The organism is Gluconacetobacter liquefaciens (assembly GCF_003350405.1).
GTDB lineage: Bacteria > Pseudomonadota > Alphaproteobacteria > Acetobacterales > Acetobacteraceae > Gluconacetobacter > Gluconacetobacter liquefaciens.
In genome coordinates this window covers 90990-106497 of sequence record NZ_QQAW01000010.1, presented here as the reverse complement: position 1 = coordinate 106497, position 15508 = coordinate 90990, and the positions used below count along the sequence as shown (strand labels likewise).

Below are 15508 nucleotides of genomic sequence, written 5' to 3'. Positions count from 1 at the left end.
GAGTGTCCGCATGTCTGTCAACGAACAGCCCCCCTTCAAGGCACGCTACGAGAATTATATCGGCGGAGAATGGGTTGCCCCGGTCAAGGGCACCTACATGTCCAACATCACGCCGGTCGACGGAAGCGTGCTGTGCGAAGTTCCGCAATCCACCGCCGAGGATGTCGAACTGGCGCTGGATGCCGCCCACAAGGCGTTCAAGGGCTGGGCCCACATGTCGGCCGCCGACCGTTCGCTGATCCTGCTCAAGGCCGCCGACCGGATGGAGCAGAATCTCGACCTGCTCGCCCGCGCCGAGACCTGGGACAACGGCAAGCCGATCCGCGAGACCCTGAACGCCGACATCCCGCTGGCGATCGACCATTTCCGCTATTTCGCCGGCTGTATCCGCGCCCAGGAAGGCGCGCTGAGCGAAATCACCGACTCCACCATCGCCTATCATTTCCACGAGCCCCTGGGCGTGGTCGGCCAGATCATCCCCTGGAACTTCCCGCTGCTGATGGGCTCGTGGAAGCTGGCCCCCGCGCTGGCCGCCGGCAATTGCGTGGTCATGAAGCCCGCCGAGACCACCCCCGCCAGCATCCTGGTGCTGATGGAACTGATCGGCGACCTGTTCCCGCCCGGCACGCTCAACATCGTCAACGGCCTGGGCCGCGATGTCGGTGCCGCGCTGTCCAACAGCACCCGCATCGCCAAGATCGCCTTCACCGGCTCCACGCCCACGGGCAAGATGATCGCCCATGCCGCGGCGGAAAACCTGATCCCGGCCACGCTGGAACTGGGCGGCAAGTCGCCGAACATCTTCTTCGCCGACGTCATGGATCACGATGACGACTATCTCGACAAGGCGATCGAAGGCTTCGCCCTGTTCGCGCTGAACCAGGGCCAGATCTGCTCCTGCCCCAGCCGCGCACTGGTGCATGAATCGATCTACGAGCGCTTCATCGAACGCGCGCTGCCCCGCGTCAAGGCGATCAAGCAGGGCAACCCGCTGGACCCCACCACCATGATGGGCGCCCAGAACTCGCTGATGCAGCAGAAGAAGATCCTCGATTATATCGACATCGGCCGGAACGAGGGCGCCGAACTGCTTACCGGCGGCGGCACGCCCGATCTCGGCGCCGTGCTCAAGGAAGGCTTCTACGTCCAGCCCACCGTCTTCAAGGGCAACAACAAGATGCGCATCTTCCAGGAAGAGATCTTCGGCCCGGTGCTGGCGGTCACGACCTTCCGCACCGAGGAAGAGGCCCTGGCCATCGCCAACGACACCGAATTCGGCCTCGGTTCCGGCGTATGGTCCCGCAACGCGAATACCTGCTACCGCATGGGGCGCGGCATGGAAGCTGGACGCGTGTGGATCAACTGCTATCACGTCTACCCGGCTCACGCCGCCTTCGGTGGCTACAAGAAGTCCGGGATCGGTCGTGAAACACACAAGATGGTGCTGGAGCACTACCAGCAGACGAAAAACCTGCTGGTCAGCTACAGCGAGAAGAAGCTCGGCTTCTTCTGAAAACCAGACCGGACGGGCGCGCTGGTGGCGATCCGCCGCGCGTCCGCTATACTCCGGGGGACGCGGCCATCAAGGCCGCTCCGCTCCGGCGTGCGCGGACACATGCCGGGCGCGGCCTGTCCGGCCGCTCTCGCGCACCAGCCCACCAGTCCGGCTGGTGCCCAGATCACCGGGCGGGCGCTCCCAACAGCGCCCCTCCCACCCGTGGCAACCCCTTGCAGATGGACCCTGAAGACGCGATGGCGACAAAACCGGAAATTCTCATCGTAGGGGGCGGTGTCGCGGGGCTGGCCCTGGCCACCCGGCTGGGCGACACGCTGGGCCGTCAGGGGCTGGCCCGGATCACGCTGATCGACAAGAGCTTCTCGCATGTCTGGAAGCCCATGCTGCACTGTTTCGCGGCGGGCACGGCGCAAAACGAGAATGACCGCATCAGCTTCATGGCGCAGGCCAGCAACCGCCATTTCGAATTCTGGCCCGGCGAGATCGTGGCGCTGGACCGCGCGAACAAGCGCGCCATCCTCGGCCCGCTCCGCTCCGCCGAGGGTGAAGTGGTGCTGGAGAGCCGCACGGTCGAATATGCGGCCCTGGTCTTGGCCATCGGCAGCCGCGCCAACGATTTCGGCACCCCCGGCGTGGCAGAACATTGCCTGTTCATCGACAATCTGGTCGAGGCCAACGGCTTCAACGAGAAGTTCCGCATGGAGCTTCTGCGCGCCTATGCCGTAGGCAAACCGCTCGATATCGCCATCGTCGGCGGTGGCGCCACCGGCACCCAGCTCGCCGCCGAACTGCACAAGGCGCTGGATCTGGTCGCCCTGCACTCCTTCGGCTCGGCCCCGCCGCAACTGCGGATCACCCTGCTTGAAGCCGGCCCCCGCGTGCTCCCCGCCTTCCCCGAAGCCGTCTCCACGGCGGCCCAGCGCCAGCTTGAGAGCATCGGCGTTTCGGTCCGCACCTCCGCCATGGTCTCCGGCGCCGATGCCGAAGGACTAAGCCTGAAGGACGGTACGCGCGTCCCCGCCACCCTGCGCGTCTGGGCCGCCGGCGTGAAGGCGCCGGACGTCACCTCCGCGTTCGACGGGCTCTCCCTCAGCCGCTCGGGCCAGATCCTGGTCCACCCCAACCTGCAATCGCAGGATGACGAACATATCTTCGCGATGGGCGATTGTTCGTTCATCTCCTCGGACCCGCTGCCGCCTACGGCGCAGGTCGCCCGCCAGCAGGCTCATCACCTGGCCCGCCACCTGCCGGCCCTGCTGCGCAACGGGATCGCCGTCCCCAGTTGCGTCTTCCGCAACAAGGGGGCCATCGTGGCACTGGGCAACTACAATGGCTGGGGCACGCTTCCGGGCGGCACCGTCTTCGGCGGCGGCTTCCTGCACGGCCTCAGTGCACGGCTGGGCCATCTGATGCTCTACCGCCAGCACCAGGTGGAGCTGTACGGCCTGTTCCGTGGCCTGATGTCCATCCTGGCCGACCGGATCGATGCGTTCGTCCGGCCCTCGGTGCGGCTCGACTAACCGCCTGCAGGCGGGGTCAGCAACTCCGCCTGCAACACCAGCACCCTGCGCAGGATCGGCACCAGCGCCGGGCGCCCCCTGCACCGTATCCATTCGTCCAGCGCCGTGCGAAAGGCCGCAATCCCCGAGCGCGCGGCCACACGCGCCGCCAGCCCCTGATCGGGCGAAGCCGCCAGCCGGCTGGCCAGCGCAGCCGCCAGCGCATCCTCCCAGCCGGCATATTTCCGCAGACTGACGGAAAGCAGCGCCGGTGTGCGCTCGATCAGGTAAACGAAGGCGAACGCCTCGGTACGGTTTTTCGCCATCTCCGGCACGACCGCTTCCAATGCCGTGCGGATGATATCCTGCGGGCTGAAATCCCCCGGGCAGGCTTCGACGCTGGCCGTCAGCACGTCGGTCATGTTCTGCGCCCACGCGGTCACGATATCCGCCTTGGTCGGAAAATACCGGAACAGCGTCCGCCGGGAGATCCCGGCACTGGCCGCGATCTCGTCAACCGTGGTCGCATCGAACCCCTGGGTCGACAGCAGACGCATCGCCCCCTCGATCAGCGCGGCATGCGTCTCACTCCGCCGCACCTCTCGCCGGGACGGCACGGAAACGGGGGCTGCAACGCGCGGGGAAGAAACCGGGGACCGGGGCACAGGCAAGGCAGGATCGCTCTCGAACAGACATGCGGGAAAAGGGAAGCCGGCAGAATATCGGCCCATGAAACGACCCTTGTCGGCAAATCATAGGCGCGAATGCCGAAAGCCTCCAGCCTTCCGCTAACACCCCAGCCCGGCCATGGCGGCAGGCCCCCTCACATTTCTCCGCGATACGAAACAGGCTGGCAGAAAACCTCCCCGACCCGATCCGCCAGCGCCACAACGCGCATACCCCAGGAATTCTTCATTCGAATCAATGATCTTTACAAAAAAAATGCCTTCCGGGTTGCACCACGCCCGGCCGACAGCCGATAATGCGCCGGAAAGAAACAGCAGAAAGAGAAGACCGCATGCCGGGATACCCGCTCCCCCTCCATCTGACCGCATCCTCCTTCCAGGCCGTCAAAGGCGTGATTTTCGACATGGACGGCCTGCTGCTGGACAGCGAAACCCTGGCGATGGATGCGCTGGCCGAAGCGGGGACCGACCTCGGATATGACGTGCCGCTGGCCTTCTGCCGTGGCATGATCGGCATGCCGGCCGACACCTGCCGCCAGATGGTACACGACACCTACGGCACCGATTTCCCGCTCGAACGCTTCTTCGCGTTGCAGGAAGAGCATCTCCGCCGCTACGTCGACAGCGACCGGCTGGTGCTGAAAAAGGGCGTCACCCCGCTGCTGGACCTGCTCGACCGGCTGAGCCTCCCCCGCGCCATCGCCACCTCGTCCAGCCGCTACCGCACCGACCACCATCTCGAACTGGTCGGCCTCCTGACCCGCTTCGACGCCATCGTCACCCGCGACGACGTCACGCGCGGCAAGCCGAACCCCGAACCCTACCTGACGGCAGCAGAGAAAATCGGCATCGCCCCCGAAGCCTGCCTGGCCCTGGAAGATTCCCACAACGGCGCCCGCGCCGCCCACGCCGCCGGCATCCCGGTCATCGTGGTCCCCGACCTGCTGGCCCCCACCGAAGACGTCCGTGAAAAAGCGCTGGCCATCGTGGACGACCTGGACTATGTCCGCCACTGGCTGGAACAGGCCCACGCCTGAAAACGTGCCGGAACATGCGCTCTGACGATCAGACACGCATGTTCCGGCAAGGCAGGCGCCGGTCGAGATGGGCGCAGAGCCATCATGACTATCGTCCCACCCGTTCTTTCAACCACGCAGGATAGCGATCGCCAACCACGGTAATGCGTTCGAGGGCTTCATCAATGCCCTTCAACTCATGTGGTCCCAGATGAACACCCGCGCTGCCCAGGTTTTCCTCCAGCCGGTCGATTCTGGTCGTACCGGGGATCGGGACGATCCATGGTTTCTGCGCCAGCAGCCAGGCCAGGGCGATCTGCGCGGGTGATGCCCCGTTGGCTGCGGCAATCTGTTGCAAGAGCGTGATCAGTCCCTGGTTGGCCGCAAGGGCCTCCGGGGCAAATCGCGGCACGACACGGCGGAAATCCTCGTCACCGAACGCTGCATGGGCGTCGATCCGACCCGTCAGGAATCCCTTGCCCAGAGGGCTGAACGGCACGAAGCCAATCCCGAGTTCTTCCAGTACAGGGATGATCTCTTTCTCCGGTTCGCGCCACCACAGGGAATACTCGCTCTGCAAGGCGGCGACCGGATGAACGGCATGGGCTTTGCGGATAGACGTCACACTGGCCTCGGACAGACCGAAATACCGGACTTTCCCCTCCCAGATCAGTTCCTGCACCGTGCCTGCCACATCTTCCATCGGCACGTCCGGATCGACGCGATGCTGATAAAACAGATCGATCACATCCGTGCGGAGCCGCTTGAGCGATTCTTCAGCGACCTGCCGGATACGCTCCGGCCGGCTGTCGAGTGATTGTTGCGCATCCCCGTTTCGAAAGCCGAATTTGGTGGCGATCACCACGTCCCGGCGCATCGGCGCCAGCGCCTCGCCGACAACCTCCTCATTGATGAACGGGCCATAGGCTTCGGCCGTGTCGAAAAAGGTGACCCCCTTCTCGAACGCGGTACGGATCAGGGCTACGGCACGGCCCCGATCGGTCGCCGGACCATAGCCGTAGCTCAGCCCCATGCAGCCCAGACCGATGGCCGACACTTCCAGACCATTCGTTCCCAGAACACGCTTTTCCATGTCGTCCCTTGCTCCCAGGTGCTGTCATCCACGCACCTCCGCACCGGCACGGACATACGCGCCGGTGCCGATTCGGCATGTTTTCCTACAAGCTCTCAAATCTTCAAAAAGACGTCAGCGCCGGTACTGCGCGTCGCCGACATGTTCCATCCAGTCCGAAGACCTGCCATCCTTTGCTTCCGTAATGGCGATATGAGTCATCGCGCATTGCGGCGATGCACCATGCCAATGCTTCTCGCCGGGCTCGAACCAGACGATATCGCCCGGGTACACCTCCTCGATCGGGCCACCGTCACGCTGCACCCAGCCCAGGCCCGCCGTGACCAGAATGGTCTGGCCGAGCGGATGGCTGTGCCACGCCGTGCGCGCACCCGGCTCGAAAGTGACAGTCGCGCAGGCCAACGCCCCACTGCCCGCGAACGGCGCATCCACGCGCACATTGCCGGTAAACCATTCGGCCGGTCCCCTGACAGACGGATCGGAACCGGGGCGACGGATATCCATGCATGTTCTCCTCAAACAGGGGCAGGCGGGCAGATGGTCGCCCGACAGACCGAAGCGTCATTCAAGCATGAGGTCATTTCCACGATTAGATGCTATGATCCGCTTGATCTTATATCCGGAGTTCATGAATGCGCCGCGAGGAACTGGTCGATCTCAATGCGTTCATGGCGGTCGCCGAAGAGCAGAGCTTCACGCGCGCCGCGGCCAAACTTGGCACGTCCCAATCCACGCTGAGCCATACGATCCGCCGGCTGGAAGCCCGCCTGAACGTACAGTTGCTGACGCGCACGACCCGCCGCGTCTCCCCCACCCAAGCCGGCGAACGCCTGCTGAGCACGCTCGTCCCCGCTCTCGAGACGATCGCCGACGAAATCGCATCGCTCAGCGAGCTTTCCGAAAAACCCTCCGGAACCGTCAGGATCACGACGTCGGAACACGCAGCCTCCACGCTGCTGTGGCCGGCACTGCGCAGGCTCCTGCCCGACTATCCCGACCTGCGTGTCGAACTGGCGCTCGATGCCGGCCTGACCGATATCGTCGCCGAACGTTTCGACGCAGGCGTACGACTGGAAGAAACCATCGCGCGGGACATGATCGCTGTCCCGATCGGGCCGAAGCTGCGCCTGGCGGTGGTCGGAGCCCCCTCCTATTTCGCACGCCATCCGATTCCCCGCACGCCGCAGGACCTGGCCCGCCATAGCTGCATCAATCTACGGTTTCCCACCGCCGGCGGCGTCTATGCGTGGGACCTGGAAAAAGGCCGCCGCGCCCTGCGCGTGCGCGTGGACGGACAACTGACCTTCAACAACGTACCGATGATCCGGCAGGCGGCACTCGACGGTTTCGGCCTGGCCTGCGTCATGGAGGACCAGATCATGCCGTATCTTGCGGAAGGGCGCCTGGTCCGCGTTCTGGAGGATTGGTGCCCGCCCTTCCCCGGCTATCACCTGTATTACCCCAGCCGGCGGCAATCTTCCGCCGCCTTCCGTCTGGTCGTCGATGCACTGCGCTACCGTGGATAGAAAACAGAAACAAACCGGACACCCGATGATCCACCCATCGGCGTCGTACTGCTTCTCGATATAGGGATACTGGTTAAGGAGGGCGTCCCGGGGGCGCCATGCTCAGTATACCTGTGCCGTCGGGCGGAACAGGATCTCGTTGATGTCGACGTCTTCCGGCTGGCTCATGGCAAACACGACCGCGCGGGCGAAAGAATCCGCCGGAATGGCATATTGATCGTAGAATGCCTGAATGGCCTTCGCCGTCTCATCATCCGTCACACTGTCAGGCAGTTCGGAATGCACGGCACCCGGCGAAATGACCGTCGTACGGATATTATAGGGTTTGACCTCCTGCCGCAGACCTTCGGAGATCACCCTTACCGCGGTCTTGGTGGCCGAGTAGACGGCGCCTCCCGGCCCGACCTTGTGACCGGCCACGGACGAAACATTGATGATCTGTCCGCTTTTCTGCGCCTTCATATGCGGCAGGGCAGCGGCGATCCCGTAAAGAGTGCCTTTCAGATTGACGTCGATCATCCGGTTCCAGTCATCGACGCGGAGTTTCTCCAGTGGAGAATGAGGCATCAGGCCGGCATTGTTGATGATGACATCGATCCGACCGTGGCGGCCCACTGCATGATCGACCAACGCCTGCACCTGCTCCAGATGCGTGACATCCGTCCTGACGGCAGCATCGGCACCGAGCGACAGGTCACGGGCCAGGGCTTCCAACCTGTCCTGCCGACGGGCACCCATGACGATTTTGGCGCCCTCCGCCGCAAGACGACGGACGGCAGCCTCGCCGAGACCGCTGCTGGCACCCGTGACGACGACGACCTTGCCGGCAATATTCTGCGTCATGAGGCTCAGTCCTTCTGTTCGTCAAAAACGCTGCGCGCGATGGCCACGGCCGTGGATGCCGCGGGCCATCCCGCATAGAATGCCAGGTGTGTAATGATCTCGACGATTTCGGCCCGGCTGACACCGGTTGCGAGCGCCTTGCGGATATGAAAGCCCAGTTCGTTGGTACGATAGAGCGAGATCAGGCTGCTGATCGTGACGATGCAGCGTTCCCGAGGCGCGAGGCCGGGCCGCTCCCAGACATCGCCGAACAGCACCTGATCGGTGTAATCGGCCAGGTCGGGTGCAATATCGCCAAAGGCCCTGCGGGCAGTTGAAAGAGTATCGGACAAGGGGGCGTTCTCCCGCTCCGTCAGTGGTTGCAACACTTCGGGTACGGGGACGAACGCAGGACGGCCTGAACATGCCGGTACCACCGCATCCCCTCTCCGAAGCTTTCTTCCATCGAGAGCGTAAGACCGGCGCCTCTCAGCGATTAGTCAATATATTGCGCATGATGTTATCGGTTGAATTCATGAATCCGGTTCTGGACCAAAGCGGACGGACGCACCGGGACATCGGCCCGCCCTTCAGAAACAGCACGACCAGAAAGTCTATTTTCCAGCTCCTACCGTCGCTGCGTGCTTCCCTTTCCCACCATCATCCATAACCCGGACAACCTCGCGCATTTTTTACGAACAGGCTTGCGCAACCTCGCGCAACACAGCCCGCACATCGCCCTCCGTCAGCCGTCGCAGCATATCCGCGATCGCCGCCACCTGCCCGTCATGATCCGGCAGAGGCGGCCCGAACACCTCCTCCATCGCCAGAAACGCCTCCGCCTGCGCCCGATGATCATCCCGCGCATCGGCGCAGATCTGCCGCAGCACATCCGCCCGCGGGTCCGTCAGGCCGATTTCCAGCGCTTCCTGCTCATGCAGTGCAAACCACCGGATCCAGCACGCAATCAACAGCACAGCCCCCGTCACCGGCCGACCGGCTTCGAGATTCTCCCGCATCGGCGCAATCACCCGCGCGGCCATCTTCGCCGATCCATTGCGCCCGATCCGTTCCACATCATGCGCAATGCCCGGATTGCGAAAGCGGGTCATCAGTCCCGCAGCATAGGAATCCAGATCCTCATCCGACAGCGCCACCCCGGCCGACTGCTCATGCCGCATGAAATACGTGGCAATCGCCCCGAGTGCAGGATCAGTCGCCGCCTCGGCCACGGTCGGCAGGTCAGCCAGCCCCCCGGCATAGGCCAGAATCATGTGCGTGCCATTGAGCATCTGCAACTTCGCCCGCTCGAACACGCCGACATCCCGCACGAACCGCGTGCCCGGATGCGCCTCCCAGAACGGCCGCTCACCGTCGAAAGCCTGGATGATCCACTGAAACCATGGCTCCGCCGAAACCGGGATCGTATCGTCTACACCGCCGAGCAGCCGCCGCGCATCCTCCACATCCGCCTCTTGGAAAGGTGGCGTGATCCGGTCGACCATCGTATTGGGAAAGACCACATGCGCGCCGATCCAGGCCGACAGCGCATCGTCGCCGCGCAGCGCGGCATAATCCATCACCACCTGCCGCAGCGTATCGCCATTCTCGGCCACATTGTCGCAACTCAGCACCACCGGCGGCACGCCCCCGCGCTGCCGGACCAGATCGAGCCCGGCCACCAGAATGCCCGGCGCGGTACAGGGGAACACACGCGCCAGATCCTCGCGAATGGCGTCGGATTCCGGGTCCAGCCGCCCTTCGGCGGTGATGTGATAACCGCTGGCCGTCACGGTCAGCGTCACGATCCTGATAAGCGGATCGGCAATCCGGCCGATCAGCGCCCCCGGATCCGCCCCGGCGAACACAGCTTCCGAGATCGCCGCCATCACGGAGGCCACCGTGCCATCGGGCTCGCGGGTCAGCAACGTGTAGCAATTATCCTGCTGCCGCAATTGGTCGGTCAGCGTCGGCCGCCGCATCGTTGCCGATGCGATGGCCCCAGCGCAGTCCGTCGTCTCCGGCATGATGAATCGCCGCCTGGGTTGCCGCGACCTGATGCGCGCGATGGAAGCTCCCACATCCCAGATGCAAAATCCCGCTTTTCAATAAGGCCGGATCGAAACGTGGCCTGTAGACGGCAGCGGGCAGACTGGACAATGCGGAACGACTCAATCGCAAAACATCAACCTCCATCTCATTATTATCAATATCAATTGAACAAGAATTATAAGGAAATTTCAATATTTTTCAAACATAAAAACAGAATCAAATTTTTTCCAGAAATTCAAAAGATCTTTCGCGACATAAAATCCCACACGAAAACACCCCACCGCGCCGTCGTCCGAATGCGCCAGCGCCCCCTGTCCCCATCATCCCCCCGCTCCAGCCAACGCGGGATTTTCTCGCTTTCGCGCCACGATCCCATTAGGCTACGCACCATCCCCACCCGTGGCGAGCATAGCCATGCCGAACGCGACGTCGCCGGTCAGCAGCAGTTTCACGACGTCCGATGGCGCTCCCTATCCCCCCGGCGCCGTCTGGCTGCCCGAGGAACAGGCGTTCAATTTCAGCATCTTCTCACGCAACGCCACCGCCATCACCCTGCTGCTCTATCGCGCGGACGATCTCGTCATCCCTTGCCTGCGCCTGTCCTTTTGCCTGCCGCACAACAAGACGGGCGATATGTGGCACGCCCGCCTCCCAGCCGAGCAGGTGGGCGACGCCTGTTATTACGGCTACTCCGTCGCCGGCCCGCACCGCCCGGAAGACGGGCTGCTGTTCGACGCCGAAAAACTGCTGCTCGACCCATACGCACGCGGCGTCTTCTTCCCACCCGGCTTCGACCGCGACGCCGCCTGCAGGCCCGGCCCCACAGCCGGACGCGCGCCACTGGGCGTCCTGCCGGAACGCACGACCACCACTCCCCCGCCCGCCCAACGCCCCCAACGCCACGATCACGATCTCGTCATTTACGAACTCCATGTTCGTGCCTTCACCCGCGCCCCCTCATCGGGCGTCGACGCAGCACAACGCGGCAGCTACGCCGGGCTGACGGCCCACATCCCCTACCTCAAGGCGCTCGGGGTCACGGCGGTGGAACTAATGCCGATCTTCCAGCGCGATCCACTCCACGGAACGTTCTGGGGCTACATGCCGCTCAATTTCTTCTCGCCCCACGCGGGCTACGCCTCCGATGGCACGGTCGCCACGTCATGGCGCGAATTCCGCGCGATGGTCGCAGCGCTGCATGAAGCCGAAATCGAAGTCTTTCTCGACGTTGTCTACAACCATACGGGCGAGGACCATGCCGGCGGCCCCGTCTGGTCCTATCGTGGAATCGACAATCCCAGCTATTATACGCGCGCACCCGGCCTTCCGTTCCGCCCCACCAATCGCAGCGGCTGCGGCAACGATCTGGATGTGGCGGCACCGGTAGTGCGGCAGCTCATTCTCTCCAGCGCCTGGTTCTGGATCGAGGAGATGGGCATCGACGGCCTGCGCTTCGATCTCGCCTCGATGTTCTCGGTCGATGAGAGCGGGCATATCAATCTCGCGGAACCGCCGATCATCACCGAACTCTCCACCGCCTCCCACCTGCGTCAGACGCGGCTGATCGCCGAGCCCTGGGTCGGTGACGGCTCGCTGATGCAACTGGGCCGCGCCTTTCCCGGCCGGACCTGGCGGCAATGGAACGCCCGCTTCCGCGACGATATCCGCCGTTTCCTGCGCGGCGATGACGGATGCGTGCCGGCCCTGATGACCCGCCTCTACGGCAGCACCGACCTGTTCCCCGACGACCGTATCCACGCCGCCCGCCCCTATCAGAGCGTCAACTACATCGCCAGCCATGACGGGCTGACGCTGCGCGACCTGTTCTCCTACGACGATCCCGGCCAGATCGCCGCCAATTGCGGCCATCAGGGCATCGACGGCGCGCCCGAGCCGGTAATGACGCTCCGCCGCCGCCAGACGCGCAACGCCTTCTGCCTGCTGATGCTGGCCAACGGCACGCCGATGTTCCAGGCCGGCGACGAATTCGGCCACAGCCGGGGCGGAGACCCCAATCCCTACGACCGCGATGACGAAACCAACTGGCTCGACTGGCGCCTGACGGAAAACGAAAGCACGCTTCTGCGTTTCGTACGGATGCTGATCGCCTTTCGCGCCGCCCATCCTTCCATCGCGCGCAGCATCGGCTGGCGCGACGACGTCTCATGGCACGGCGTCGATGGCGGCGAACCCGACCTGCGCCCCGTCTCGCGCAGCCTGGCCTTCTTCCTGCGAGGAGCCACGATGGCGGATGGCGATCTCTATGTCTTCATCAACGGCTGGGACGACACGCTGCATTTCGCCCTGCCCGAGGCGGCACGCGGCGGCACCACCCCGTGGCGCAGCTTCATCGACACCGCTGCCGCCTCCCCCGCCGACATCCTCGCGCCCGAGGAAGCAGCGGAGATCGGCGACATGGCGCGCCTGTCCGCCCAGGCCCGCTCGATCCGCGTCCTGCTGCGCATGAGGCACGACGCGACAACCGGATAACACACACACGAGGGAGACGACGTGACATGGCGCCAGAGAATCCCACGCTGACCGCGCGCGCGGCAGAACGCGCATTACACGGCTTCGCACTGGATCTGCGCTGGAGTTGGAACCACGCGACCGATCCGCTCTGGCACCAGATCAATCCCGAATGCTGGGAACACACCCAGAATCCCTGGACGACCCTGAACAACGCCTCGCGCGCCCATCTCAAGGCGCTGCTCAACAAGCCCGCCTTCCGCCGCCAAGTCGGTCACGCCGTGGCCGCCCAGGCCGAAGGGCTGCGCCACCCCACCTGGTTCGCTCAGAAGCACGATACCTCCGCCCTGTCCTGCGTCGCCTATTTCAGCATGGAATACATGCTCAGCGAGGCCCTGCCGATCTATTCGGGCGGGCTGGGCAACGTGGCGGGCGACCAGCTCAAGGCAGCCAGCGACCTCGGCGTACCGGTGGTCGCGGTCGGCCTGTTGTTCGCCCAGGGCTATTTCCGTCAGGAACTGACATCAGACGGCCAGCAGCACGCCCTCTACCCGTTCAACGACCCGTCCCTGCTGCCGATCAGCCCGGTCCTGACGGAAGAAGGCGACGTGCTGCGTATTCCGATCCATTTCGGCAAGGGCCATGTGTGGGTCCGCGCCTGGAAGGCAACCGTCGGTCGCGCGACACTCTACCTGCTGGATACCAACGATCCGGCCAACCCACCCGGTGTGCGCTGCGTCACCACCCAGCTATACGGCGGCGACGCCGATCTGCGCCTGCGCCAGGAAATCACGCTGGGCATCGCCGGCTGGCGCCTGCTCGATACGCTCGGCTACCGGCCCGATGTCTGCCACCTCAACGAAGGCCACGCCGCCTTCGCGGCGGTGGAGCGCGCACGCGGCCTGATGGACCGGCTGCACATCCCGTTCCGCCAGGCGCTGACCATCGCGCGGGCCGGCACCCTGTTCACCACCCACACCGCCGTCCCCGCCGGCTTCGACCGGTTTCCGCCCGACCTGATCCGCACCTACCTCGCGGACTATACCGCCAACCGGCTCGACATCCCGCTGGAAACCCTGCTGGCCCTCGGCCGCGCCGATCCGAACGATCAAGGCGAGCCCTTCAACATGGCATGGCTGGCCATCCGCGCCAGCGGCGCGGTCAACGGCGTTTCGCGCCTGCACGGCACCGTCAGCCGCCGCCTGTTCGCGCCGCTTTTTCCCCGCTGGCCGGAATGCGAAGTCCCGGTCGGCCACGTCACCAACGGCGTGCATACGCCAAGCTGGGATTCGGTCGAGGCCGACACGCTCTGGACCGAAGCCGCCGGCCCCGAACGCTGGCGCGGCACGCAGGAGGGTGTGGCCGACCGTATTCGCGCGCTCGACGACCGCACGCTCTGGACCGCCCGCTGCCAGGCCCGCGCGGGCTTCATCCGCAAGGTCACCGCCCTCTGCGCGCAGCAGCAGGGCTATGCCGATAACGGCGGCGCCTCGGACCAGCCGGTCCCGACCCTGAGCCCCGACGTACTGACGCTCGGCTTCGCCCGCCGTTTCGCAACCTACAAGCGGCCGGACCTGCTGCTGCACGACCCCGACCGCCTCGCGCGCCTGCTCTCGCACCCCGAGCGGCCCATGCAACTGGTACTGGCCGGCAAGGCCCACCCCGCCGACATGGTGGGGCAGGCCCTGATCACGCGCTGGATCGCATTCTCACGGCGGCCGGATGTCCGGGGCCGCGTCGTCTTCATGGCCGATTACGACATGGCACTGGGCCAGATCCTGGTCCAGGGCGTCGATCTATGGATCAACACCCCCCGCCGCCCGTGGGAGGCCAGCGGCACCAGCGGCATGAAGGTGCTGGTCAATGGCGGGCTGAACCTTTCGGAACTGGATGGCTGGTGGGCCGAGGCCTACGCACCGGAAGTCGGCTGGGCACTGGGCGACGGGCGCGAACATGGCGACGACCCGGCGGTGGACACCGCCGAGGCCGAAGCGATGTACACCCTGCTCGAAACCGAAATCTCCCCGGCCTTCTACGCCCGCGACGCCCAGGGCATTCCCGCGTCCTGGGTGGCGCGGATGCGCGAGAGCATGGCGCGCCTGACGCCGCTTTTCTCCGCTAACCGCGTGGTGCGCGACTATACCGACCGTTTCTACCTGCCGGCGGCAGCCCGCTACCACGCTCGACTGGCCGATGGCGGCCGCGCGGCGCGCGAGATCGTGCAATGGCAGGACCTGCTGAATACATCCTGGTCCGAACTGCACATCCACTCAGTAACGATTTCACAACCCGACGGGCATTATCATGTCGCGGTCGCTCTCGCGCTCGGGCCCATTCCCGCCGAAGCGGTCCAGGTGCAGTTCTACGCCGATCCCGTCGATGGCGGGCAGCCCACCGTCACGGTCATTCCCCCCAGCGGCTGCCGCGATGCCGACGGCCTGACTCATTACACGCTCACAACCGGGCTGGACCGGCCGGTGACGGATTACACCGTCTGCGTCGTCCCTACCCATGGCGGCATGGCAATCCCACTAGAAAGCCCGCATATCCTCTGGCAGCGGTAAGAATACCCGGTCACACGTGAAAAGAAGATAAATTATCAGAGGGGATACAAAAAAGGTTACGTTTCATAGTCGATACGGCATAGAAAAAAGAGGTGAGCACAACCGCGCTATACCGCGACATAACGGGAGCACTGACAGAAAAACGACCAGTCATCCGGCCCGGACGACACGCTGATGAGGCCACACTCGCCTCTCGACCATCGCACGCCGAGGGCATATGCTGTTGCCGCTTTGGTGACATTTACCCCGTAAAAAAGAGAGACCA

At 64.4% G+C, this 15508-nt stretch carries 12 protein-coding genes; 6 read left to right on the top strand and 6 right to left on the bottom strand.

Going from position 1 to position 15508, the window contains the following annotated elements:
* The first annotated feature begins 10 nt into the window (after positions 1-10).
* Both exaC and C7453_RS15440 read left to right on the top strand, forming a co-directional pair.
* Complete coding sequence (gene exaC, locus C7453_RS15445) at positions 11-1513, top strand: acetaldehyde dehydrogenase ExaC (protein WP_114728626.1); 1503 nt, start codon at positions 11-13, stop codon at positions 1511-1513.
* A gap of 239 nt (positions 1514-1752) precedes the next feature.
* The gene (locus tag C7453_RS15440; RefSeq protein WP_114728624.1) at positions 1753-3036 is read left to right on the top strand and encodes an NAD(P)/FAD-dependent oxidoreductase; all 1284 of its coding nucleotides are present in this window, start codon (positions 1753-1755) and stop codon (positions 3034-3036) included.
* Here C7453_RS15440 and C7453_RS15435 read toward each other — a convergent pair.
* Positions 3033-3632, bottom strand: coding sequence for a TetR family transcriptional regulator (locus C7453_RS15435; RefSeq protein ID WP_245949079.1), 600 nt, complete (start codon positions 3630-3632; stop codon positions 3033-3035). The two genes, C7453_RS15440 and C7453_RS15435, sit on opposite strands and share 4 nt — an antisense overlap.
* 401 nt (positions 3633-4033) lie before the next feature.
* Between C7453_RS15435 and C7453_RS15430 the strand changes: the two genes are divergently transcribed.
* Positions 4034-4738: an HAD family hydrolase gene (locus C7453_RS15430; RefSeq protein ID WP_245949078.1), complete on the top strand. Its 705-nt coding sequence runs from the start codon at positions 4034-4036 to the stop codon at positions 4736-4738.
* Between the two features lie 88 nt (positions 4739-4826).
* On the opposite strand, the gene C7453_RS15425 is transcribed toward C7453_RS15430, so the two are convergent.
* Both C7453_RS15425 and C7453_RS15420 read right to left on the bottom strand, forming a co-directional pair.
* Positions 4827-5810, bottom strand: coding sequence for an aldo/keto reductase (locus tag C7453_RS15425; RefSeq protein ID WP_114728590.1), 984 nt, complete (start codon positions 5808-5810; stop codon positions 4827-4829).
* Positions 5811-5924: 114 nt separating this feature from the next.
* The gene (locus C7453_RS15420; protein ID WP_114728581.1) at positions 5925-6314 is read right to left on the bottom strand and encodes a (R)-mandelonitrile lyase; all 390 of its coding nucleotides are present in this window, start codon (positions 6312-6314) and stop codon (positions 5925-5927) included.
* Positions 6315-6442: 128 nt separating this feature from the next.
* Between C7453_RS15420 and C7453_RS15415 the strand changes: the two genes are divergently transcribed.
* Complete coding sequence (locus C7453_RS15415) at positions 6443-7336, top strand: LysR family transcriptional regulator (RefSeq protein ID WP_114728579.1); 894 nt, start codon at positions 6443-6445, stop codon at positions 7334-7336.
* Positions 7337-7438: 102 nt separating this feature from the next.
* Here the strand turns inward: C7453_RS15415 and C7453_RS15410 are convergent, their stop codons facing one another.
* The 3 genes from C7453_RS15410 to C7453_RS15400 all read right to left on the bottom strand — a co-directional run bounded on the left by C7453_RS15410 (position 7439) and on the right by C7453_RS15400 (position 10185).
* Positions 7439-8179: an SDR family oxidoreductase gene (locus tag C7453_RS15410; protein WP_114728577.1), complete on the bottom strand. Its 741-nt coding sequence runs from the start codon at positions 8177-8179 to the stop codon at positions 7439-7441.
* A 5-nt stretch (positions 8180-8184) separates the two neighbouring features.
* Positions 8185-8511: a carboxymuconolactone decarboxylase family protein gene (locus C7453_RS15405; protein ID WP_114728575.1), complete on the bottom strand. Its 327-nt coding sequence runs from the start codon at positions 8509-8511 to the stop codon at positions 8185-8187.
* 339 nt (positions 8512-8850) lie between these two features.
* Positions 8851-10185, bottom strand: a complete 1335-nt coding sequence (locus C7453_RS15400; RefSeq protein WP_245949077.1) for a mannitol dehydrogenase family protein — start codon at positions 10183-10185, stop codon at positions 8851-8853.
* Positions 10186-10624: 439 nt separating this feature from the next.
* Between C7453_RS15400 and C7453_RS15395 the strand changes: the two genes are divergently transcribed.
* Together C7453_RS15395 and glgP are read left to right on the top strand one after the other, a co-directional pair.
* Entirely contained in the window at positions 10625-12700 is a 2076-nt protein-coding gene (locus C7453_RS15395; protein WP_114728573.1) for a glycogen debranching protein, read from the top strand.
* 26 nt (positions 12701-12726) lie between these two features.
* A complete protein-coding gene (gene glgP, locus C7453_RS15390) occupies positions 12727-15243 on the top strand; it encodes an alpha-glucan family phosphorylase (RefSeq protein ID WP_114728571.1) in 2517 nt (838 codons plus the stop codon).
* The last annotated feature ends 265 nt before the right edge of the window (positions 15244-15508 follow it).

Excerpts from the sequence above, each read along its gene's own strand:
- C7453_RS15415 (WP_114728579.1), top strand. The coding sequence starts at position 6,443 with ATGCGCCGCGAGGAACTGGTCGATCTCAATGCGTTCATGGCGGTCGCC.
- C7453_RS15430 (WP_245949078.1), top strand. The coding sequence starts at position 4,034 with ATGCCGGGATACCCGCTCCCCCTCCATCTGACCGCATCCTCCTTCCAG.
- glgP (WP_114728571.1), top strand. The coding sequence starts at position 12,727 with ATGGCGCCAGAGAATCCCACGCTGACCGCGCGCGCGGCAGAACGCGCA.
- C7453_RS15395 (WP_114728573.1), top strand. The coding sequence starts at position 10,625 with ATGCCGAACGCGACGTCGCCGGTCAGCAGCAGTTTCACGACGTCCGAT.
- C7453_RS15440 (WP_114728624.1), top strand. The coding sequence starts at position 1,753 with ATGGCGACAAAACCGGAAATTCTCATCGTAGGGGGCGGTGTCGCGGGG.
- C7453_RS15400 (WP_245949077.1), bottom strand. The coding sequence starts at position 10,185 with ATGCCGGAGACGACGGACTGCGCTGGGGCCATCGCATCGGCAACGATG.
- C7453_RS15410 (WP_114728577.1), bottom strand. The coding sequence starts at position 8,179 with ATGACGCAGAATATTGCCGGCAAGGTCGTCGTCGTCACGGGTGCCAGC.
- C7453_RS15425 (WP_114728590.1), bottom strand. The coding sequence starts at position 5,810 with ATGGAAAAGCGTGTTCTGGGAACGAATGGTCTGGAAGTGTCGGCCATC.
- C7453_RS15420 (WP_114728581.1), bottom strand. The coding sequence starts at position 6,314 with ATGGATATCCGTCGCCCCGGTTCCGATCCGTCTGTCAGGGGACCGGCC.
- exaC (WP_114728626.1), top strand. The coding sequence starts at position 11 with ATGTCTGTCAACGAACAGCCCCCCTTCAAGGCACGCTACGAGAATTAT.